The organism is Pseudomonas sp. NFPP12, assembly GCF_900103205.1.
In the GTDB taxonomy this organism is placed as follows: Bacteria; Pseudomonadota; Gammaproteobacteria; order Pseudomonadales; family Pseudomonadaceae; genus Aquipseudomonas; species Aquipseudomonas protegens.
Genome location: NZ_FMWW01000004.1, coordinates 322,368 through 343,116, shown reverse-complemented (window position 1 = coordinate 343,116; position 20,749 = coordinate 322,368). Strand labels below are relative to the sequence as shown.

The following is a 20,749-nucleotide window of genomic DNA, read 5'->3' as shown; positions in this document are numbered from 1 at the left end:
GCATGAAAGCTTTCACTCAGCACAATGGTTTGGTCGCGCCTCTGGATCGTGCCAACGTCGACACCGACCAGATCATCCCCAAGCAGTTTCTCAAGTCGATCAAGCGCACCGGCTTTGGCCCCAACCTGTTCGACGAATGGCGCTACCTGGACGTGGGCCAGCCCTACCAGGACAACTCCAAGCGCCCGTTGAACAAGGATTTCGTGCTCAACGCCGAGCGTTACCAGGGTGCCAGCGTGTTGCTGGCCCGGGAGAACTTCGGTTGCGGTTCCAGCCGCGAGCACGCGCCGTGGGCCCTGGAGGAGTACGGTTTTCGCAGCATCATCGCGCCCAGCTACGCCGACATCTTCTTCAACAACAGCTTCAAGAACGGCTTGTTGCCGATCATCCTGAGCGACGCTGAAGTCGACGAGCTGTTCCAGCAGGTCGAGGCTACTCCGGGCTACCAATTGCGCATCGACCTCCAAGCGCAGACCGTGACCCGCCCCGACGGCAAGGTGCTGAAGTTCGAGATCGATGCCTTCCGCAAGCATTGCCTGCTCAACGGTCTGGACGACATCGGCCTGACCCTGCAGGACGGCGACGCCATCGCCGCCTTCGAGGCCAAGCATCGCGCCAGCCAGCCCTGGCTGTTCCGCGACGCCTGATTGCCTGATCGACGGCAAGCCGGCCCCTACGGATGGCGTTGTAGGAGCTGGCTTGCCAGCGAACGCCGTTTCCCTTGCCCAAAAGGATCGCCCCATGACCAGCAACGCCCACAGCCAGGTAGTACAGAAGCAATTTGGCGAGCAGGCTTCGGCTTACCTGAGCAGCACCGTGCACGCTCAGGGTGCCGAATTCGCCTTGCTGCAGGCCGAGGTGGCAGGCAAGGGCGCAGCCCGGCTCCTGGACCTGGGTTGCGGTGCCGGCCACGTCAGCTTTCATGTCGCGCCGCAGGTCAGGGAAGTGGTGGCCTACGACCTCTCCCAGCAGATGCTGGATGTGGTGGCAGGGGCGGCGCAGGAGCGCGGGCTGGGTAACATCCGCACCGTACTGGGCGCCGCCGAGCGCCTGCCGTTCGCCGATGGCGAGTTCGACTTCGTCTTCAGCCGTTACTCGGCCCACCATTGGAGCGATCTGGGCCTAGCCCTGCGGGAAGTGCGCCGGGTCCTGAAGCCGGGCGGCGTGGCGGCGTTCATCGATGTCTTGTCGCCGGGCAGTCCGCTGCTGGACACTTACCTGCAAAGCGTCGAAGTGCTGCGCGATACCAGCCATGTGCGCGATTATTCGGCGGGTGAATGGCTGCGCCAGGTCAGCGAGGCCGGCCTGCACACCCGCAGTACCAGCCGCCAGCGCTTGCGCCTGGAGTACAGCTCCTGGGTCGAGCGCATGCGCACTCCCGAGCCGTTGCGGGTGGCGATCCGCCAGTTGCAGCAGGCAATGGGTAACGAAGTGCGTGAATATTTTGAGATTGCCGCCGATGGTTCGTTCAGTACAGATGTACTGGTGCTGTGGGCCGAGCGATAGACTTTTTCCGGGTGCGCCTGCGGGCGTGCCGACAGAGCAAACGAGGAACGCATGAGCAAGCAGATTCTGATTCTCCCCGGTGACGGTATTGGCCCGGAAATCATGGCCGAGGCGGTCAAGGTCCTGGAATTGGCCAACGACAAGTACAGCCTGGGCTTCGAGCTGAGCCACGACGTGATCGGCGGTGCGGCCATCGACAAGCACGGTGTGCCCCTGGCCGATGAGACCCTGGATCGTGCCCGGGCCGCCGATGCGGTGCTGCTGGGCGCCGTGGGCGGCCCGAAGTGGGACAAGATCGAGCGTGACATCCGCCCTGAGCGCGGCCTGCTGAAGATTCGTGCGCAACTGGGCCTGTTCGGCAACCTGCGCCCGGCGATCCTCTACCCGCAATTGGCCGATGCTTCGAGCCTGAAACCGGAAATCGTCTCCGGCCTGGACATCCTCATCGTTCGGGAGCTGACCGGTGGCATCTACTTCGGCGCGCCACGGGGCACCCGCGAACTGGAAAACGGAGAACGCCAGTCCTACGACACCCTGCCGTACAGCGAGAGTGAAATTCGCCGTATTGCCCGGGTCGGCTTCGACATGGCCCGCGTGCGCGGCAAGAAGCTGTGCTCGGTGGACAAGGCCAACGTCCTGGCGTCCAGCCAACTGTGGCGTGAAGTGGTCGAGCAAGTGGCCAAGGACTACCCGGATGTCGAGTTGAGCCACATGTACGTGGACAACGCCGCCATGCAACTGGTGCGTGCGCCGAAGCAGTTCGATGTGATCGTCACCGACAACATGTTCGGCGATATTCTTTCCGACGAAGCCTCGATGCTCACCGGTTCCATCGGCATGCTGCCGTCGGCGTCCCTGGACGCCAACAACAAGGGCATGTACGAGCCATGCCACGGTTCGGCGCCGGACATCGCCGGGCAGGGCATTGCCAACCCGCTGGCGACCATCCTCTCGGTGTCGATGATGTTGCGCTACAGCTTCAACCTGACCGAGGCCGCGGACGCCATCGAGCAGGCCGTGAGCCGGGTCCTGGACCAGGGTTTGCGCACCGGCGACATCTGGTCGGCCGGTTGCACCAAAGTCGGTACGCAGGAAATGGGCGATGCAGTAGTCGCCGCGCTGCGGAATCTGTAATCTTTCGGGCCCACTGCACAGACAGTGGCCCACTTTTGTATAGGTGTAGTTGCGATGAAACGTGTAGGTCTGATCGGTTGGCGCGGTATGGTCGGTTCCGTGCTCATGCAGCGGATGCTGGAAGAGCAGGACTTCGATCTTATTGAACCGGTGTTTTTCACCACTTCCAATGTCGGTGGCCAGGGGCCGTCGGTGGGCAAGGATATTGCTCCGCTGAAGGACGCCTACAGCATTGAAGAGTTGAAAACCCTCGACGTGATTCTGACCTGCCAGGGTGGCGACTACACCAGCGAAGTCTTCCCCAAGCTGCGCGAAGCGGGTTGGCAGGGCTACTGGATCGATGCCGCATCCAGCCTGCGCATGGAAGATGACGCGGTGATCATCCTCGATCCGGTGAACCGCAAGGTCATTGACCAGCAGCTGGATGCGGGCACCAAGAACTACATCGGCGGCAACTGCACCGTCAGCCTGATGCTGATGGGCCTGGGCGGCCTGTTCGAAGCCGGCCTGGTGGAGTGGATGAGCGCCATGACCTATCAGGCCGCCTCCGGCGCCGGCGCGCAGAACATGCGCGAGCTGATCAAGCAGATGGGCGCCACCCACGCTGCCGTCGCTGATGAACTGGCCAACCCGGCCAGTGCCATCCTCGACATCGATCGCAAGGTGGCCGAGGCCATGCGCAGCGATGCCTACCCGACCGAGAACTTCGGCGTGCCACTGGCCGGCAGCCTGATTCCATGGATCGACAAGGAGCTGCCTAACGGCCAGAGCCGTGAAGAGTGGAAGGCCCAGGCCGAGACCAACAAGATCCTCGGTCGCTTCAAGAGCCCGATCCCGGTGGACGGCATCTGCGTGCGCATCGGCGCCATGCGCTGCCACAGCCAGGCGCTGACCATCAAGCTCAACAAGGATGTGCCGATCGCCGATATCGAAGGGCTGATCAGCCAGCACAACCCTTGGGTCAAGCTGGTGCCGAACCAGCGTGATATCAGCATGCAGGAGCTGAGCCCGACCAAGGTCACCGGCACCCTGAACATTCCGGTGGGCCGCCTGCGCAAGCTGAACATGGGCTCGCAGTTCCTGGGCGCCTTCACTGTCGGCGACCAGTTGCTGTGGGGGGCGGCCGAGCCGCTGCGCCGCATGCTGCGGATCCTGCTGGAGCGTTGATTCTCTGAGCGCTTGAAATAGCCCGCCCCTTGCACAAGGCGCGGGCTTTTTCATGCCCACCGCAGGAGTGGGCTTGCCCGCCAAGAGTGCTTCGTCCCAGCCACAGCTCCCCCCGCGAATTGCCTCGCCACCCCGTGCCGGGTAAAGTGCCGCTCCCCCCGTTTCGCCTGAGGTAGCACCATGACTCCTTCCCTTGATATTGCCGTGATCGGTGCCACCGGTACTGTCGGCGAAACCCTGGTGCAGATTCTGGAAGAACGTGACTTCCCCGTTGCCAACCTGCACCTGCTGGCCAGTAGCGAGTCGGCCGGTCATTCGGTGCCGTTCCGCGGCAAGAACGTGCGGGTGCGTGAAGTCGACGAGTTCGATTTCAGCAAGGTCCAGCTGGCGTTCTTCGCGGCCGGCCCGGCGGTGACCCTGAGTTTTGCCCCGCGTGCCACGGCGGCCAACTGCGCGGTGATCGATCTTTCCGGTGCCTTGCCTTCGGCCCAGGCGCCCAATGTCGTTCCCGAAGCCAATGCCCAGGTGCTGGCCGGCTTGAAAAAACCATTGCAACTGAGCAGCCCGAGCGCTTCGGCTACCGCCCTGGCCGTGGCGCTGGCGCCGTTGCAAGGCTTGCTGGACATCCAGCGGGTCAACCTGACCGCCAGCCTGGCGATCTCCAGCCAGGGCCGTGAGGCCGTCAGCGAGCTGGCCCGGCAGACGGCCGAACTGTTGAATGTGCGCCCCATGGAGCCACGCTTTTTCGATCGGCAAGTGGCCTTCAACCTGCTGGCCCAGGTCGGCACTCCAGACGCCCAGGGCCATACCCTGCTGGAAAAGCGCCTGGTCCGGGAGTTGCGCGAGGTGCTGGGGCAGCCTTTATTAAAGATTTCTGTCACTTGCATTCAAGCGCCGGTATTTTTTGGCGATAGCTATAGCGTGACTCTGCAGTCAGGCAGCGCCGTTGACCTGGCGGCAGTCAATGCGGCGCTGGAAGCGGCCCCCGGCCTGGAGCTGGTGGAGGCGGGCGACTATCCGACTGCCGTGGGTGACGCCGTGGGCCAGGATGTTGTCTATGTGGGGCGGGTTCGTTCCGGGGTCGACGACCCGACGGAACTGAATCTGTGGCTGACCTCGGATAACGTACGCAAAGGTGCGGCCTTGAACGCTGTGCAGCTGGCTGAATTGTTGATAAAAGACCTGCTGTAAAAGATACTTGGCAACAATTTGCAGAATGAATCTAGCCGGGCGCTATGCTTGGCAAGTTGCTGGAGGTGAGTGGCCGTCAGGTGCTCCCGGGGCATGCAAGAAATAATCGCGCGTCGTGGTCGTTGATGGTCCCGCGCAATGCCTGTTGGCAGCCGCTACAAAACCTTCTCGCTGGCCGAGGAATGTTCAAACAAAGGATGAGGCTATGGTTCAAGTTCGCAAACTGGTGTTAGCAATAGCGGCCGCCTCGGCGCTGTCCTCCGGTATGGCGCAGGCGCTTGGGCTTGGGGAGCTGACCCTGAAGTCGAGTCTGAACCAGCCTCTGGTAGCAGAAATCGAATTGCTCGATGTCAAGGACCTCACTGCCGCCGAGGTAGTGCCCAGCCTTGCGCCGGCAGAAGAGTTCGCCAAGGCCGGCGTTGATCGCCAGGCCTTTCTCAACGACCTGCGTTTCACCCCCATTCTCAATCCCGGCGGCAAGAGCGTGCTGCGGGTGACCTCGAGCCAGCCGCTGTCGGAGCCGATGGTCAAGTTCCTGGTGCAGGTGATGTGGCCCAACGGCCGCCTGCTGCGCGACTACAGTGTGCTGCTGGACCCTTCGAAATTCTCCCCGCAGGCCGCCGCCGCTGCGCAGAGCGCGCCAGTGGGCGCCCCGGCGGTGAGTGCCCCGGTCACCCGCGCCAACAAGTCCGGCAAGCCGGAGCAGTACACCACCTCGGCCCGTGACACCTTGTGGGAAATCGCCGCCAAGAACCGCAACGGTGCCTCGATCCAGCAGACCATGCTGGCGATCCAGGCGCTGAACCCGGATGCCTTTATCGATGGCAACATCAATCGGCTGAAGACCGGCAAGGTGCTGCGCCTGCCCGATGTGGTGCAGAGCACCGCGCTGCCGCAGCCCAAGGCAATTGCTGAAGTGGCGGCGCAGAATGCTGCCTGGCGCCAGGGCCGCCGTGCCGGTGCCCGTGGCCAGCAGCAGGTGGACGCGACTCGTCGCGCCGGTGCCGACAAGGCGCCCAAGCAGGTCAACACCAAGGACAACCTGAGCCTGGTGTCCGCTGAGAACGGCAAGACCCGGGGCAAGGGCGCGGCCGGCGATGCCAAGGCGCTGAACAACAAGCTGGCGGTGACTCAGGAAAGCCTCGACGCAACCCGTCGTGACAACGCCGAGCTCAAGGAGCGCATGGCGGACCTGCAAAGCCAGCTGGACAAGCTGCAGCGCCTGATCGAATTGAAGAACAACCAGTTGGCCAAGATGCAGGCCGAGGGCGCAGGTACTGCGGTACCTAATGCCCAGCCAGCTCCGGCAATGCCAGCTGAGTTGGTGGCCAAGCCCGAAGCGCCAGCCCCAGTGGTGGCGCCAGCGGCCCCGGCCAGTGAGCCGGCTGCCAAGCCTGCTGAGGATGCCGTTCCCGCCAAGAGCGACGAGGATAAATACTCCGATCTGCTGTCCAACCCGATCCTGCTGGGGCTGGTGGGTGGCGGTGCGGTATTGGCCTTGTTGCTGCTGTTGCTGTTGCTGGCTCGTCGCCGCAAGGCTCAGCAGGAAGCGGAGAAGCACTTGCGCATGGCGCGGGCACTGTCGGAGGAAAGCGATTTCACCGAGGAAATGGACCTGCCGGAAAGCAGCTTCGAAGGCCTTGAGGTTCCAGCCCCAAGCGTTAATCTCGCTCCAGCTCCAGCTCCAGCTCCAGCTCCAGCTCCAGCTCCAGCGCCGGTGGCGGCGCCCGCTCCGGTAGTCCCGGTCGAGCGGGCCACCGATGTGCTGGGCCAGGCTCAGAATCACATCGATGCCGGCCGCCTGAACCAGGCCGCGGCGATTCTCGAAGAAGCGGTCAAGTTGGAGCCGCAACGCAGTGATCTGCGCCTGAAGCTGATGGAGGTCTACGCGCATCAGGGTGACCGCAGCGCCTTTGTCGCCCAGGAACGGCAGTTGGTGGCCAATGGCGATAACCACGCTCAGGTCGAGCAACTGAAAAGTCGCTTCCCGGCAATGGTCGCGGTAGCGGCGGCAGCTGGCCTGGCCACTGCGGCCGTGGCAGCCGAACTGGATGCCGAGTACGTCAAGGAGCTGCTGCAGGACGAGCCACCGGCGCCTGAGCCGGCTGCTCCGGTAGAAGGCCTGGATGCGGATTTTGACCTGAGCCTGGATGACCTGGAGGCGGCTTCGCCGGCAGTGCTCACCCCTGAACCTGAAACCGAGCTGGAAGACTTCCCGCTGGATGACGACCTGAGCTTTGGCTCGGTGCTCGAGCAGCAGCTTGCTCCCGAGGAAAACCTGGACGACCTGGGTGATTTCGATCTGGACCTGGGGGCTGATCTACCGGCGGCGAAGCCGAGCGATGAAGATTTCCTGCTGAGCCTGGACGACGACCTCAAGGACCTGCCGGCAGGCGACGTGCCTACCGTCACCGACCCGGCCCTGGACGACCTGGACCTGTCGGCGGACTTCGATCTGTCCCTGGCCGATGAGCTGGATGCTGGCGTGGACTCCAAGGACGCCTTCACTTCCGAGCTGGATGATGTCAACGCTGAACTGGACCGTCTGAGCCAGAGCCTTGATCAGCCGGAGCCGGCGATCCCCAGCTTCACTGCCGAGGATGCCGCAGCAGCGCCTGATGAGGCGGACTTCGACTTCCTCTCCGGCAGCGACGAGGTGGCCACCAAGCTCGATCTGGCCCAGGCCTATATCGATATGGGGGATAACGACGGTGCGCGGGACATCCTCGGTGAGGTGCTGAACGAAGGTAACGAAGGGCAGAAGAGCGAAGCCCAGGAGATGTTGGGGCGACTGGCCTGAAGCAACCTGATGCTTGAACAGAACGGCAGCCGATGAGGCTGCCGTTTTTGTTGGTGGCGCTGCGGTGGCGGTGAGGCTCAGGCCAGCAGGTCTTCGTAAAAGGCGCCGAAGGGCCGGGTAGGGTGGGCGATCTGGATTTCCAGGATCCACAGACCCACTTGCGGGCAGGCGGCGAAATCTCCCAGGTCCCCGGCGCGGTAGATGGCGTGGGGAAAGTCGCTGACCCGATGGCCCTTGATATCCAGATTGAGTACCCAGCCCATGGCTCGGGCCTGTTCCTGTGCGTAGCGATAGAGTTCAGGGCCAGCCACCTGGTGGCTCTGCCAGTGGTCGTGGACCTGGTCGAACAGGCTTTTCGCCGCGGCGGCACAGGCATGCATTTCAGCGTCGTCGCCGACCACGAACGTCGCCCCGCAATCACCTTCATGGCGATCCCAGACTACGCCCAGGTCGATGAAGAACAGATCGTTTTCCTGGAGTAGCGGATCGCCATCGGAGCGTTGCTTGAAGGTTTTCAGGGTATTGGCTCCAAAGCGGATCAGCAGCGGATGCCAGATTCGCTCCATACCCATCTCCCGCAGGACTTGCAGGCCCATTTCCCTGGCGGCGGATTCCTGCATGCCCGGCTTGACCTGCCGGGCGATCTGCCCGATGGCCTCCCAGGTCATGCGCTTGGCATGGAGCATGCCCTCCAGGCTGTAGGCCAGGCCTACGGCTTCTTTGCTGGTTGCGATCATTCATCGGTTCTCGATCAGGGGGCTTTGTTGTTTTCGATATATAAAAAACTATATAGCGTTTGCCTGGGGGCGGATGCAATCGCCCTGTGGGCGGCTGTATGGCTGATCAATCTGCAAACAAAGCCCGACAGCCCGTGGCGTCTATTGTCTGCGGCCCTATAATGAGCGCCTTTGCGCATATCAGCAGGCTGTAAGTTCTTGGCAAATATAGATAACCCGGCCGCCGAAATGGCAGCCGAAGGCTTTTCCCGAATCGCCCTGGGTGTGGAATACAAGGGCTCGCGCTACCGCGGCTGGCAGCGTCAGGCCTCCGGTGTGCCCAGTGTCCAGGAAACCCTGGAGAAGGCCCTGTCCCGGGTCGCGGATTCTCCGGTGGTGGTGTCCTGTGCCGGACGCACCGATGCCGGGGTGCATGCCTGCGGGCAGGTGGTGCATTTCGATACTCAGGCCGTGCGTTCGATGAAGGCCTGGGTGATGGGGGCCAATATCAATTTGCCCCATGACATCAGCGTCAGCTGGGCCAAGGAGATGCCCGCGCATTTTCACGCACGGTTCAAGGCGATCGCCCGACGTTACCGTTATGTGATCTACAACGATCAGATCCGTCCAGCCCATCTCAACGAAGAAATCACCTGGAACCACCGGCCGCTGGATATCGAGCGCATGGCCCAGGGCGCCGCGTTCCTGGTGGGCACCCATGATTTCAGCGCGTTCCGGGCCGGGCAGTGCCAGGCCAAGTCGCCGATCAAGGAGATCCATCACCTTCGGGTCACCCGGCACGGCAAGATGATCGTCCTGGATATTCGTGCCAGCGCCTTCCTGCATCACATGGTGCGCAACATCGCCGGGGTGCTGATGACCATCGGTGCCGGCGAGCGGCCGGTGGAGTGGGCGCGAGAAGTGCTGGAAAGCCGGATCCGGCGTACCGGCGGCGTCACCGCCCATCCTTTTGGTCTGTACCTGGTGCAGGTCGAATACAAGGACGAGTTCCAGTTGCCCGAGCGATACATCGGGCCACATTTCCTCAGCGGATTCTCGGAACTTGACGGCTGACGCCCGGAAAAGCATTTGCTACCATCCGGGACTTTCCGGATTTGCCCCCGAGGTTCATGACATGCCAGCTGTTCGCAGCAAGATCTGCGGGATTACCCGCATAGAAGATGCGCTGGCAGCAGTGGCGGCGGGGGCCGATGCCATCGGCCTGGTGTTCTATGCCAAGAGCCCGCGGGCGGTGAATGTGCAGCAGGCGCGGGCAATCATCGCCGCCTTGCCGCCGTTCGTGACCAGCGTCGGCCTCTTCGTCAATGCCAGTCGTTGCGAGCTGGGGGAGATCCTCGACGCCGTACCGCTGGACTTGCTGCAGTTTCATGGCGATGAGTCGGCGGCTGATTGCGAGGGCTATCACCGGCCCTATATCAAGGCGTTGCGGGTCAAGGCCGGGGATGACATCGCGGCGGCCTGCCTGGCCTATCCGCGGGCCAGCGGGATTCTGCTGGATACCTATGTCGAAGGCGTGCCGGGTGGAACCGGCGAGGCGTTCGACTGGTCCCTGGTTCCTCAGGGGCTGAGCAAGCCGATCATTCTTGCCGGTGGCCTCACGCCAGATAACGTGGCGGCAGCCATCGCCCGGGTGCGCCCGTATGCGGTGGATGTCAGCGGCGGGGTGGAGCAGGGCAGGGGCATCAAGGACCCGGCAAAGATTCAGGCATTTATGCAGGCAGTGCGTCGCAGCAACGAGTCGATGTGACGGCTGGCAGTCTGCCGCCGTCCATAACACCACTGTACAAAACAGGCAGGCGTCGCCTTCAGGCGGGGTCGGAATCGAGTGGCAACCGCTCTGGAGCGGGTTGTCGGGATGGCTGAGGAAAGGTTCGTTGCAGGCAGGTCGAGCCCGGTGCTGACCGCGGCAGCGAACTGATCATCGCCGCACACATGAATTTAGCTCAAGGGCATACGCGGGGCTGCGAACCAGAGCGTTCGGGCCGCCGGTACTGGAGAAAGAAAGCATGAGCAACTGGTTAGTAGACAAACTGATCCCTTCGATCATGCGTTCCGAGGTGAAGAAAAGCTCGGTGCCTGAAGGTCTTTGGCACAAGTGCCCATCCTGCGAGGCGGTGCTCTATCGTCCGGAGCTGGAAAAGACCCTGGATGTTTGCCCCAAGTGCAACCACCACATGCGCATCGGTGCGCGTGCCCGTATCGATATCTTCCTCGACGCCGAAGGCCGTGCCGAACTGGGCGCTGACCTGGAGCCAGTGGACCGTCTGAAGTTCCGCGACGGCAAGAAGTACAAGGACCGCCTGACCGCTGCGCAGAAGCAGACCGGCGAGAAAGATGCGCTGATCTCCATGAGTGGCACCCTGCTGGGCATGCCGGTGGTGGTCTCGGCTTTCGAATTTTCCTTCATGGGGGGCTCCATGGGCGCCATCGTTGGCGAGCGTTTCGTGCGTGCCGCCAACTATGCTCTGGAAAATCGCTGCCCGATGATCTGCTTCTCCGCCTCCGGTGGTGCGCGGATGCAGGAAGCCCTGATCTCTCTGATGCAGATGGCCAAGACCTCCGCGGTACTGGCGCGTCTGCGTGAAGAAGGCATCCCGTTCATCTCCGTGTTGACCGACCCGGTCTACGGCGGCGTTTCCGCCAGCCTGGCGATGCTGGGCGACGTGATTGTCGCCGAGCCAAAAGCCCTGGTGGGCTTCGCCGGTCCTCGAGTGATCGAGCAGACCGTGCGGGAAAAACTGCCTGAAGGTTTCCAACGCAGTGAGTTCCTGCTGGAGCATGGTGCGATCGACATGATCATTTCCCGTCAGGAGCTGCGTCCGCGCCTGGGCAACCTGCTGGCCCAGCTGATGGGCCTGCCGACGCCGGAATTCGTCGCGGCACCGGTCGAGCCGATCGTGGTGCCGCCGGCTCCAGCAAACCTATGACCCAACGTACCCTGGGCGAATGGCTCGCCTACCTCGAGCAGTTGCACCCCTCGGCCATCGACATGGGGCTGGCGCGCTCGCAGCAGGTAGCGTCCCAGATGGGGCTGGGCAAGCCGGCGCCCCGGGTGGTCACGGTCACCGGTACCAATGGCAAGGGCTCTACCTGCGCTTTTGTCGCTTCCCTGCTGCGGGCCCAGGGCCTGCAGGTGGGGGTCTACAGTTCGCCGCACCTGCTGCGTTATAACGAGCGGGTGCAGATCAATGGCGTCGAGGCCACTGACGAGCAGTTGTGCGAAGCCTTTGCTGCGGTAGAGGCGGGGCGCGGCGAAGTCACCCTGACTTACTTCGAGATGGGCACTCTGGCAGCGTTCTGGCTGTTTCAGCAGGCGGCGCTGGATGCCGTGGTCCTGGAGGTGGGGTTGGGTGGCCGCCTGGATACGGTCAATCTGGTGGATGCCGACCTGGCGCTGGTGACCAGTATTGGTGTCGATCACATCGAATACCTGGGCGATTCCCGCGAATCCGTGGCCTTCGAGAAGGCCGGGATCTTTCGTCCTGGCGCTCCGGCGCTATGTGGCGACCTGGATCCGCCGCAACCCTTGCTGGACAAGGCGCGGGAGCTGGGCTGCCCGTTTTTCCTGCGGGGGCGGGACTTTGATCTTGGGGTCACTGACCAGCATTGGCAGTGGCGTGGCCTGGATGCCCAGGGCAAGCCGGTCGAGCTGCAAGACCTGCCATTGCTGGATCTGCCTATGGAAAATGCCGCTCTGGCGTTGCAGGTCTATCTGCTCACCGGTTTGCCATGGCAGCCGGAGCGGATCAGCGCAGCCTTGCGCCAGACCCGGGTTACCGGGCGTCTGGATCGCCGGCAGGTCGACTGGCAGGGCAAGCGCCTGAACCTGCTGCTGGACGTCGGTCACAACCCCCATGCCGCCCAGTACCTGGCTGAGCGCCTGGCGCGCCGGCCTGTGCCGGGCAAGCGTCTGGCGGTGTTCGGGCTGCTGGCGGACAAGGATCTGGAGGGCGTGATTGGCTGCCTGAAAGGGGCGGTCCGGCACTGGGCGGTAGCGCCTCTGGACACGCCGCGGGCGCGCCCGGTGGAGGATTTGCAGCAGGCTCTGGAGAACCTTGGTGCTCCGGTAGCGTCCTATTCCAGTGTGGCTGCCGCGCTGGAAGCGCAATGCGCGCAAGCCACTGCAGATGACGAAATTCTGCTGTTCGGTTCTTTTTATTGTGTTGCCGAGGCGCTTGAGTGGCTCGCCCGGCGCTCCACGGAGGAAGCTGCACATGGCAATGCTGGATAACGTCTACAAGCAGCGAATGGTCGGAGCACTGGTGTTGGTGGCCTTGGCGGTGATCTTTCTGCCAATGCTGTTCTCGCGCGAGGATGAGCAGCGTCATGTGACGGTGGATGTGCCGTCGGCGCCGCAAGCCGCGGCCATGCCGCAGGTCCAGGTCGAGCCGGTGGTTGTGCCTGAGCCTCAGGAGCTGCCCGAGGGCTCTGTGCCAGCCGACGAGCACGAACCTGTGGTGCAACAAGCGCCATCGACCCCGATCGCGCCGGCCCCGGTGGTGGCTCCTGCTCCGACCGTGGCCAGCAAGCCTGCGCCTGTGGCCAAGCCTGCGCCGACACCGGCTCCGGTTCCGCCGCAGCCCGTGGCCAGTGCCAAGCCCGATACCAGCCAGAGCCGGGTCGATGCCAATGGCCTGTCCGTCAGTTGGTCGGTGCAACTGGCCAGTCTGTCGAGCCGTGAAAGCGCGGAAAACCTGCAGAAAACCCTGCGCAGCCAGGGTTATAACGCCTATATCCGTTCCGCCGAAGGCAAGAACCGGGTATTTGTCGGGCCGCTGATCGAGCGCGCCGAAGCTGATCGCCTGCGTGATCTGCTGGGGCGTCAGCATAATCTCAAGGGCTTCGTGGTGCGCTTCCAGCCAGAGCGTGGCTGAGGCTATCCGCTTGATTTTAAAAGCACAGTGAATCGCAGCTTACCGACAGCCAAGCGCTCTGTTAAAATGCGCCGCCTTATCCGTCTGTAGGCTGCACTGTGCCATTTACCTGGGTTGACTGGGCGATCGTTGCAATAATCGCCATCTCCGCTTTGATCAGCTTGAGCCGCGGTTTCGTCAAAGAAGCCTTGTCGTTGCTTACCTGGATCATCGCAGGAGTCGTTGCCTGGATGTTTGGTGGCTCACTGTCCGAGTACCTCGGCGGTTATATCGAAACTCCCTCGGCTCGCGTGATCGCGGGCTGCGCAATCATGTTTGTCGCCACCTTGCTGGTGGGGGCAATGGTCAACTATCTCATCGGCGAGTTGATTCGCGTCACCGGCCTCTCCGGGACCGATCGATTCCTCGGCATGGCTTTCGGCGCTGCGCGTGGCGCGCTGCTGGTGGTCGTGGCGATCGGGCTCCTGAGCCTGGGGCCGGTACAGCAGGATTCCTGGTGGCAACAGTCGCGACTGGTGCCACAATTTCTATTGGTTGCAGACTGGTCCAAGAACCTCATATTGGGGTGGAGCAGTCAGTGGCTGGCCAGCGGTATCAGCGTACCCGCTGAAATACCGTTCAAGGAGCACCTCTTACCGGCCAAAACGCCTCAGTAAGATGGGTTCAGTTCAGTTTCATTAAGTAGGGGTTGCGTCGCATGTGTGGCATCGTCGGTATCGTCGGTAAGTCGAACGTCAATCAGGCGCTGTATGACGCGCTAACCGTCCTCCAGCACCGCGGCCAGGACGCTGCCGGTATCGTGACCAGCCATGATGGCCGGTTATTCCTGCGCAAGGACAACGGCCTGGTGCGTGATGTGTTCCAGCAGCGGCACATGCAGCGCCTGGTAGGCCACATGGGCATCGGCCATGTCCGCTATCCAACCGCGGGCAGCTCGACCTCGGCCGAGGCTCAGCCGTTCTACGTCAACTCGCCTTACGGAATCACCCTGGCGCACAACGGCAACCTGACCAATGTCGAGCAGTTGGCCAAGGAGATCTACGAGTCCGACCTGCGCCACGTCAACACCAACTCCGACTCTGAAGTGCTGCTCAACGTGTTCGCCCACGAGCTGGCCCAGCGCGGCAAGTTGCAGCCTACCGAGGAAGACGTGTTTGCCGCCGTCACCGACGTGCACAACCGTTGCGTGGGTGGCTACGCGGTGGTGGCCATGATCACCGGCTACGGCATTGTCGGTTTCCGTGACCCCCACGGTATCCGTCCGATCGTCTTCGGCCAGCGTCATACCGACGAAGGCGTGGAATACATGATCGCCTCGGAAAGCGTTTCCCTGGATGTGCTGGGCTTCACCCTGATTCGCGACCTGGCTCCGGGCGAAGCGGTCTACATCACTGAAGAGGGCAAGCTCTACACCCGCCAGTGCGCCACCAACCCGCAACTCACGCCGTGCATCTTCGAGCACGTATATCTGGCCCGCCCGGATTCGATCATTGATGGCGTCTCGGTGTACAAGGCGCGCCTGCGCATGGGCGAGAAGCTGGCAGAGAAGATCCTGCGCGAGCGCCCTGAGCACGATATCGACGTGGTGATCCCGATTCCGGATACCAGCCGCACTGCGGCGCTGGAGCTGGCGAACCATCTGGGGGTCAAGTTCCGCGAAGGTTTCGTCAAGAACCGCTACATCGGTCGTACCTTCATCATGCCGGGCCAGGCGGCGCGGAAGAAATCCGTACGCCAGAAGCTCAATGCGATCGAACTGGAATTTCGCGGCAAGAACGTGATGCTGGTGGACGACTCCATCGTCCGTGGCACCACCTGCAAGCAGATTATCCAGATGGCCCGTGAAGCGGGCGCGAAGAACGTCTACTTCTGCTCGGCTGCACCTGCCGTGCGTTACCCGAACGTGTATGGCATCGACATGCCGAGCGCCCACGAGTTGATCGCCCACAATCGTTCGACCCAGGACGTGGCAGACCTGATCGGCGCCGACTGGCTGATCTACCAGGACTTGCCGGACCTGATCGAGGCGGTCGGTGGTGGCAAGATCAAGATCGAGAACTTCGACTGCGCGGTGTTCGACGGCAAGTACGTTACCGGCGACGTCGACGAGGCCTACCTGAACAAGATCGAGAACGCTCGTAACGATGCGTCCAAGGCCAAGACCCAGGCGGTCAGCGCCATCATCGATCTGTACAACAACTGATCCGAGCATTTTAAGAAGACATTAGGAGTAGGCGGCATGAGTCAGGATTGGGATGCCGGTCGGCTGGACAGCGACCTTGAAGGCGTAGCGTTCGATACCCTGGCGGTGCGCGCCGGCCAACACCGCTCGCCGGAAGGCGAGCACGGTGACCCGATGTTCTTCACCTCCAGCTATGTGTTCCGTACGGCCGCCGATGCGGCGGCGCGGTTTGCTGGCGAAGTGCCGGGCAACGTCTATTCGCGTTACACCAACCCCACGGTGCGTTCCTTCGAAGAGCGCATCGCGGCGCTGGAAGGGGCTGAGCAGGCTGTGGCGACCGCCACTGGCATGGCGGCCATTCTCTCGGTGGTCATGAGCCTGTGCAGCGCCGGCGATCATGTGCTGGTGTCGCGCAGTGTGTTCGGCTCCACCATCAGCCTGTTCGAGAAGTACTTCAAGCGCTTTGGTGTTGAAGTCGATTACGTGCCCCTGGCGGACCTGTCCGGCTGGGATGCGGCGATCAAGAGCAATACCAGGCTGCTGTTCGTCGAGTCGCCCTCCAATCCGCTGGCCGAGCTGGTGGATATCGCCGCGTTGGCGGAGGTGGCCCATGCCAAGGGCGCAATGCTGGTGGTGGATAACTGTTTCTGCACTCCGGCCTTGCAGCAGCCGTTGAAGCTGGGGGCGGACGTGGTGGTGCATTCGGCGACCAAGTTCATCGACGGCCAGGGTCGTTGCATGGGCGGCGTGGTGGCCGGGCGCAGCGAGCAGATGAAAGAAGTGGTGGGTTTCCTGCGTACCGCGGGGCCGACCCTGAGCCCGTTCAACGCCTGGATCTTCCTCAAGGGCCTGGAAACCCTCAACCTGCGGATGCGTGCTCATTGTGCCAATGCCCTGGCCCTGGCTGAGTGGCTGGAGCAGCAGGATGGCGTCGAGAAGGTGCACTACGCAGGCCTTGCCAGCCATCCGCAGCACGAACTGGCCAAGCGTCAGCAGCGTGGTTTTGGCGCGGTGGTGAGTTTTGAGGTCAAGGGCGGCAAAGAGGGCGCCTGGCGCTTTATCGATGCCACGCGACTGATCTCCATTACCGCCAACCTCGGCGACAGCAAAACCACCATCACCCATCCGAGCACCACGTCCCACGGGCGCCTGGCGCCTCAGGAGCGTGAAGCGGCGGGCATTCGCGACAGCCTGATCCGCATTGCGGTGGGGCTGGAGGACGTGGTCGACCTGCAAGCCGACCTGGCTCGCGGCCTGGCAGCCTTGTGATCGAGTTGTCCACGCCCCAGGGCGGCGGCAACGGGCGTGTCGCGCTGGTGACCGGCGCGGCCCGGGGTATCGGCCTGGGTATTGCTGCCTGGCTGATCAGCGAAGGCTGGCAGGTGGTGTTGACCGACCTCGATCGTGAGCGCGGCTCCAAGGTGGCCAAGGTGCTGGGTGAAAGTGCCTGGTTCATCACCATGGACGTGGCCGATGAAGTGCAAGTGGCCCAGGGGGTGGCTGAGGTGCTGGGGCAGTTCGGGCGCCTCGACGCCCTGGTCTGCAATGCCGCTGTGGCTGACCCGCACAACATCACCCTGGAAAGCCTGGATCTGGCCTACTGGAATCGGGTCATGGCGGTGAACCTGGGCGGGCCGATGCTGCTGGCCAAGCACTGTGCGCCGTATTTGCGCGCCCATGGCGGCGCTATCGTCAATCTGGCCTCTACCCGCGCCAGGCAATCGGAGCCTGACAGCGAAGCCTACGCGGCGAGCAAGGGGGGGCTGCTGGCCTTGACTCATGCCCTGGCGATCAGCCTGGGGCCGGAGATTCGGGTCAATGCGGTAAGCCCCGGCTGGATCGATGCCCGGGATCCTGCGGCGCGTCGCGCAGAGCCATTATCCGATGCCGATCATGCCCAGCATCCGGCAGGCAGGGTAGGGACGGTGGAAGATGTGGCCTCCATGGTGGCCTGGCTGCTGTCCCGCAATTCGGGCTTTGTCACCGGCCAGGAATTCGTGGTGGACGGTGGCATGACCAAGAAAATGATTTATCAGGAATAAGGGTGGTAGCGAGTTTGTGGCTGCAAGCCCAAGAGGAGCGCCTCTGGCTCTTGGTGCGAAGTTTCTGCTTGCTGCTGTTTTTGAAAAAAACTTCAAGCCTGCTATTGACTTAGCTTCGTTACCTGCGTAAATTTCGCGGCCTCAGCGAAGCAAAGGGTGATTAGCTCAGCCGGGAGAGCGTCTGCCTTACAAGCAGAATGTCGGCGGTTCGATCCCGTCATCACCCACCATTCCCTGAGTCTCTTTCGCAAGAAAGAGGGAAGCTTCCAAGGAAGCCTCCAACCGACGCGCAGCGGTAGTTCAGTCGGTTAGAATACCGGCCTGTCACGCCGGGGGTCGCGGGTTCGAGTCCCGTCCGCTGCGCCATATTTTCCAAGTCGGGTTCGCCTGGCTTGAGATTGAGGAAGCCTCGAAGCTCTTCAATCAGATGATTTAAACGGTTCACATGGACGCAAGTCCAAGCGATACGCAGCGGTAGTTCAGTCGGTTAGAATACCGGCCTGTCACGCCGGGGGTCGCGGGTTCGAGTCCCGTCCGCTGCGCCATATCAGCCTCAAGGATCACTGAACGCCTTGAAGCAACGAAACAAGCCAAAAGCTTGTTTCGCATCGATAGCGAAGACCCTGGTCGCAAGACCGGGGTTTTTTGTTTTCGGGATTCGCTCTTTGGCAGCGTCTTTTGCTTGCTGCTGATCGAACACAAAAAAACCGCCTGCTCGGCGGTTTTTTTGTGCTTGTGAGGTTTGGCTTTCAGAAGCCGAGCTTGTCCCGAAGGCTGTAGTACCAAGCGCCCAGGGCGGTGAATGGCGTGCGCAGCAACTGGCCGCCGGGGAAGGGGTAGTGAGGCAGGTCGGCAAAGGCGTCAAAGCGCTCAGCCTGGCCGCGCAGGGCCTCTGCCAGGACTTTCCCGGCCAGGTGGGTGTAGGTCACGCCGTGGCCGCTGCAGCCTTGGGAGTAGTAGATATTGTCCCCCAGGCGCCCAACCTGGGGCAGGCGCGACAGCGTCAGCAGGAAGTTGCCGGTCCAGGCGTAATCGATCTTCACGTTCTGCAGTTGCGGAAAGGCCTTGAGCATCTTCGGTCGGATGATGGCCTCGATGTTCGCCGGGTCGCGGGCGCCATACACCACGCCGCCACCGAAAATCAGGCGCTTGTCGCCGGAGAGACGGTAGTAGTCCAGCAGGTAGTTGCAGTCTTCGACGCAGTAATCCTGGGGCAACAGGCTGGCTGCCAGCTCATCGCTCAGGGGTTCTGTGGTGATGACCTGGGTTCCGCAAGGCATGGACTTGGCTGCCAGCTCCGGAACCAGATTGCCCAGGTAGGCATTGCCAGCAATGATGATGAATTTGGCGCGGACTTTTCCTTGGGGCGTGTGGACCACCGGATTGGCGCCGCGCTCGATGCGGATTGCCGGGGACTGCTCATAGAGGGTGCCGCCCAGCGACTCCACGGCAGCCGCTTCACCCAGTGCCAGGTTCAGTGGATGGATGTGGCCGCCGCTCATGTCGAGCATGCCGCCCTTGTATTGATCGCAGGCCACGATTTCGCGGATACGCCGCTCATCCAGCAATTCCAGCTGGGTGTGGCCATAGCGCTCCCACAGGCGCTTCTGCGACTCCAGATGACCCATCTGCTTGCTGGTCAGCGCTGCGAATACACCGCCGTCCTTCAGATCGCACTGGATCTTGTATTTGGCCACCCGTTCACGAATGATCCGGCCACCCTCAAAGGCCATCTGCCCCAGCAATTGTGCCTGCTTGGGGCCGACGCTGCGTTCAATCACGTCGATATCGCGGCTGTAGCTGTTGACGATCTGCCCGCCATTGCGCCCTGAAGCGCCAAAGCCGACCTTGGCGGCCTCCAGTACGGTCACACGAAAGCCGTTTTCCAGGAGGAACAGGGCGCTGGACAGGCCGGTATAACCCGCACCGATCACGCAGACATCGGTTTCAATCTCGCTTTGGAGCATCGGACGTTCCGGAGCCGCATTGGCCGATGCCGCGTAATAGGACTGTGGGTAGGGAATGTTCGCCATCCTGCGACCTCATGTGTTTAATATATTTTACGAGTGCGCCGATGCTACCTGAGTTGCAAATGAGCTGCCAGACAGAAGAAAAAACTTCTTCATCCCGCGAAAATTAAAAAATTCGCATATTCATAGGCTTAGCTGCAAAAAAGGTGTTGACACCCCTTTGGAATTCCGTAGAATGCCGCCTCACAGCAGGCACGTAGCTCAGTTGGTTAGAGCACCACCTTGACATGGTGGGGGTCGTTGGTTCGAGTCCAATCGCGCCTACCAAACAAAATCCGCTCTGCTGGGCGGTCTAGAAGGGGTTCACCGAAAGGTGAGCCCCTTTTTTGTTTCTGGCCATTTTGATGGCTTTGCACGATCCGCCAAGAAGCCCACTGGCATTGCAGCGCTCACTGCGATCTTGGCCAGTGATCAGTCGGGGCGGATGTGCTCCTGCCAATGTTCAAACAGCGCCTCGACATTGGCACTGGTCATCAGTGGCATCACTGCTTTCAACTGCTCGCTGCTCCAGTTCCACCACTGCATTTCCACAAGCATTTCGATACGCCGATCATCGAAGCGCTTGCGAATCGTCTTGGCGGGGTTACCGCCGATGATTGCGTAGGGCTCCACGTCCCGTGTCACCAGGGCTCGAGTGCCTATCACGGCGCCATCGCCAATCCTGATGCCCGGCATGACAATGGCTTCGGAACCGATCCAGACGTCATTGCCGATCACCGTGTCGCCTGCGGCTTGATATCCATTCTGCGCGCCCGCGAAGACCGGCTCCTCGGGCATCCAGTAGAGCGGAAAGGTGCTGATCCACTCGCTTCTATGCCCCTGGTTGCCAGCCATGATGAATGCGGCTCCCGAGCCGATTGAGCAGAAGGAGCCGATTATCAGCTTGTCCGCGCCTTCCTCGTGGGGCAGGTAACGCGCACACTCATCGAAACTATGGCCGTGGTAGTAGCCTGAGTAGTAGCTGAAACGACCTACTCGAATATTCGGGTGGGTGACTTGCCGATCAAGCGTGATGCCCTTGAAGGGGCTTTCGAAGTAGTTGTTCATCGGGACTCTGCTCCATGTCTTCAGCGTCCTCTGCATTTG

The 20,749-nt window shown here is 62.0% G+C and carries 18 protein-coding genes and 4 tRNA genes; 19 read left to right on the top strand and 3 right to left on the bottom strand.

Annotated features, from left to right (window positions below; all coding sequences use genetic code 11):
• The first annotated feature begins 2 nt into the window (after positions 1-2).
• The 6 genes from leuD to BLS75_RS18640 all read left to right on the top strand — a co-directional run bounded on the left by leuD (position 3) and on the right by BLS75_RS18640 (position 7,798).
• Positions 3-647, top strand: a complete 645-nt coding sequence (gene leuD, locus BLS75_RS18665; protein ID WP_011060376.1) for a 3-isopropylmalate dehydratase small subunit — start codon at positions 3-5, stop codon at positions 645-647.
• Positions 648-741: 94 nt separating this feature from the next.
• Entirely contained in the window at positions 742-1,506 is a 765-nt protein-coding gene (locus BLS75_RS18660) for a class I SAM-dependent methyltransferase (protein ID WP_072451534.1), read from the top strand.
• A gap of 51 nt (positions 1,507-1,557) precedes the next feature.
• Complete coding sequence (gene leuB / locus BLS75_RS18655) at positions 1,558-2,640, top strand: 3-isopropylmalate dehydrogenase (RefSeq protein WP_011060378.1); 1,083 nt, start codon at positions 1,558-1,560, stop codon at positions 2,638-2,640.
• A gap of 54 nt (positions 2,641-2,694) precedes the next feature.
• Positions 2,695-3,807, top strand: coding sequence for an aspartate-semialdehyde dehydrogenase (gene asd / locus BLS75_RS18650; RefSeq protein WP_015634899.1), 1,113 nt, complete (start codon positions 2,695-2,697; stop codon positions 3,805-3,807).
• A 180-nt stretch (positions 3,808-3,987) separates the two neighbouring features.
• Positions 3,988-4,998, top strand: coding sequence for an aspartate-semialdehyde dehydrogenase (locus BLS75_RS18645; protein WP_072451533.1), 1,011 nt, complete (start codon positions 3,988-3,990; stop codon positions 4,996-4,998).
• A gap of 205 nt (positions 4,999-5,203) precedes the next feature.
• Positions 5,204-7,798: a FimV/HubP family polar landmark protein gene (locus tag BLS75_RS18640; protein ID WP_072451532.1), complete on the top strand. Its 2,595-nt coding sequence runs from the start codon at positions 5,204-5,206 to the stop codon at positions 7,796-7,798.
• A gap of 77 nt (positions 7,799-7,875) precedes the next feature.
• On the opposite strand, the gene BLS75_RS18635 is transcribed toward BLS75_RS18640, so the two are convergent.
• On the bottom strand, positions 7,876-8,535 hold the full coding sequence (locus tag BLS75_RS18635; protein ID WP_072451531.1) for a M24 family metallopeptidase: 660 nt from the start codon (positions 8,533-8,535) through the stop codon (positions 7,876-7,878).
• A 228-nt stretch (positions 8,536-8,763) separates the two neighbouring features.
• Between BLS75_RS18635 and truA the strand changes: the two genes are divergently transcribed.
• The 12 genes from truA (at position 8,764) to BLS75_RS18575 (ending at position 18,178) form a co-directional block, all read left to right on the top strand.
• Positions 8,764-9,588, top strand: coding sequence for a tRNA pseudouridine(38-40) synthase TruA (gene truA / locus BLS75_RS18630; protein ID WP_072451530.1), 825 nt, complete (start codon positions 8,764-8,766; stop codon positions 9,586-9,588).
• Positions 9,589-9,649: 61 nt separating this feature from the next.
• Positions 9,650-10,282 (top strand): phosphoribosylanthranilate isomerase, encoded by a 633-nt coding sequence (locus tag BLS75_RS18625; protein ID WP_072451529.1) that lies wholly within the window; start codon positions 9,650-9,652, stop codon positions 10,280-10,282.
• Positions 10,283-10,541: 259 nt separating this feature from the next.
• Positions 10,542-11,462 (top strand): acetyl-CoA carboxylase, carboxyltransferase subunit beta, encoded by a 921-nt coding sequence (accD, locus tag BLS75_RS18620; protein WP_019094939.1) that lies wholly within the window; start codon positions 10,542-10,544, stop codon positions 11,460-11,462.
• Entirely contained in the window at positions 11,459-12,766 is a 1,308-nt protein-coding gene (gene folC, locus BLS75_RS18615; protein WP_072451528.1) for a bifunctional tetrahydrofolate synthase/dihydrofolate synthase, read from the top strand. Before accD ends, folC begins: the two co-directional genes overlap by 4 nt.
• The gene (locus BLS75_RS18610; protein WP_072451527.1) at positions 12,750-13,409 is read left to right on the top strand and encodes an SPOR domain-containing protein; all 660 of its coding nucleotides are present in this window, start codon (positions 12,750-12,752) and stop codon (positions 13,407-13,409) included. Before folC ends, BLS75_RS18610 begins: the two co-directional genes overlap by 17 nt.
• 98 nt (positions 13,410-13,507) lie before the next feature.
• Positions 13,508-14,065, top strand: coding sequence for a CvpA family protein (locus tag BLS75_RS18605; RefSeq protein WP_019094938.1), 558 nt, complete (start codon positions 13,508-13,510; stop codon positions 14,063-14,065).
• Positions 14,066-14,106: 41 nt separating this feature from the next.
• Positions 14,107-15,612, top strand: coding sequence for an amidophosphoribosyltransferase (purF, locus tag BLS75_RS18600; protein ID WP_011060388.1), 1,506 nt, complete (start codon positions 14,107-14,109; stop codon positions 15,610-15,612).
• A 36-nt stretch (positions 15,613-15,648) separates the two neighbouring features.
• Positions 15,649-16,860 carry an O-succinylhomoserine sulfhydrylase gene (locus BLS75_RS18595; RefSeq protein ID WP_072444838.1) on the top strand — a complete coding sequence of 404 codons (1,212 nt, stop codon included), beginning with the start codon at positions 15,649-15,651 and terminating at the stop codon, positions 16,858-16,860.
• Positions 16,857-17,633, top strand: coding sequence for an SDR family oxidoreductase (locus BLS75_RS18590; RefSeq protein ID WP_072451526.1), 777 nt, complete (start codon positions 16,857-16,859; stop codon positions 17,631-17,633). The genes BLS75_RS18595 and BLS75_RS18590 overlap by 4 nt, the downstream gene beginning before the upstream one ends.
• Positions 17,634-17,787: 154 nt before the next feature.
• Positions 17,788-17,863 (top strand) — tRNA-Val (locus BLS75_RS18585).
• A 59-nt stretch (positions 17,864-17,922) separates the two neighbouring features.
• Positions 17,923-17,999 (top strand) — tRNA-Asp (locus BLS75_RS18580).
• A gap of 102 nt (positions 18,000-18,101) precedes the next feature.
• A tRNA-Asp gene (locus BLS75_RS18575) sits at positions 18,102-18,178 on the top strand.
• A gap of 204 nt (positions 18,179-18,382) precedes the next feature.
• Here the strand turns inward: BLS75_RS18575 and BLS75_RS18570 are convergent.
• On the bottom strand, positions 18,383-19,666 hold the full coding sequence (locus BLS75_RS18570) for an NAD(P)/FAD-dependent oxidoreductase (RefSeq protein WP_072451525.1): 1,284 nt from the start codon (positions 19,664-19,666) through the stop codon (positions 18,383-18,385).
• A gap of 187 nt (positions 19,667-19,853) precedes the next feature.
• On the opposite strand from BLS75_RS18570, the gene BLS75_RS18565 reads away from it, so the two are divergent.
• Positions 19,854-19,930: transfer RNA gene (locus BLS75_RS18565), tRNA-Val, on the top strand.
• 144 nt (positions 19,931-20,074) lie between these two features.
• Here the strand turns inward: BLS75_RS18565 and catB are convergent.
• A complete protein-coding gene (catB, locus tag BLS75_RS18560) occupies positions 20,075-20,710 on the bottom strand; it encodes a type B chloramphenicol O-acetyltransferase (protein ID WP_072451722.1) in 636 nt (211 codons plus the stop codon).
• Positions 20,711-20,749 lie beyond the last annotated feature (39 nt).

Coding starts and splice junctions, on each gene's coding strand:
- folC (WP_072451528.1), top strand. CDS start 11,459: ATGACCCAACGTACCCTGGGCGAATGGCTCGCCTACCTCGAGCAGTTG.
- catB (WP_072451722.1), bottom strand. CDS start 20,710: ATGAACAACTACTTCGAAAGCCCCTTCAAGGGCATCACGCTTGATCGG.
- purF (WP_011060388.1), top strand. CDS start 14,107: ATGTGTGGCATCGTCGGTATCGTCGGTAAGTCGAACGTCAATCAGGCG.
- BLS75_RS18625 (WP_072451529.1), top strand. CDS start 9,650: ATGCCAGCTGTTCGCAGCAAGATCTGCGGGATTACCCGCATAGAAGAT.
- BLS75_RS18640 (WP_072451532.1), top strand. CDS start 5,204: ATGGTTCAAGTTCGCAAACTGGTGTTAGCAATAGCGGCCGCCTCGGCG.
- truA (WP_072451530.1), top strand. CDS start 8,764: ATGGCAGCCGAAGGCTTTTCCCGAATCGCCCTGGGTGTGGAATACAAG.
- asd (WP_015634899.1), top strand. CDS start 2,695: ATGAAACGTGTAGGTCTGATCGGTTGGCGCGGTATGGTCGGTTCCGTG.
- BLS75_RS18645 (WP_072451533.1), top strand. CDS start 3,988: ATGACTCCTTCCCTTGATATTGCCGTGATCGGTGCCACCGGTACTGTC.
- leuB (WP_011060378.1), top strand. CDS start 1,558: ATGAGCAAGCAGATTCTGATTCTCCCCGGTGACGGTATTGGCCCGGAA.
- BLS75_RS18635 (WP_072451531.1), bottom strand. CDS start 8,535: ATGATCGCAACCAGCAAAGAAGCCGTAGGCCTGGCCTACAGCCTGGAG.
- BLS75_RS18595 (WP_072444838.1), top strand. CDS start 15,649: ATGAGTCAGGATTGGGATGCCGGTCGGCTGGACAGCGACCTTGAAGGC.
- leuD (WP_011060376.1), top strand. CDS start 3: ATGAAAGCTTTCACTCAGCACAATGGTTTGGTCGCGCCTCTGGATCGT.
- accD (WP_019094939.1), top strand. CDS start 10,542: ATGAGCAACTGGTTAGTAGACAAACTGATCCCTTCGATCATGCGTTCC.
- BLS75_RS18610 (WP_072451527.1), top strand. CDS start 12,750: ATGGCAATGCTGGATAACGTCTACAAGCAGCGAATGGTCGGAGCACTG.
- BLS75_RS18570 (WP_072451525.1), bottom strand. CDS start 19,666: ATGGCGAACATTCCCTACCCACAGTCCTATTACGCGGCATCGGCCAAT.
- BLS75_RS18660 (WP_072451534.1), top strand. CDS start 742: ATGACCAGCAACGCCCACAGCCAGGTAGTACAGAAGCAATTTGGCGAG.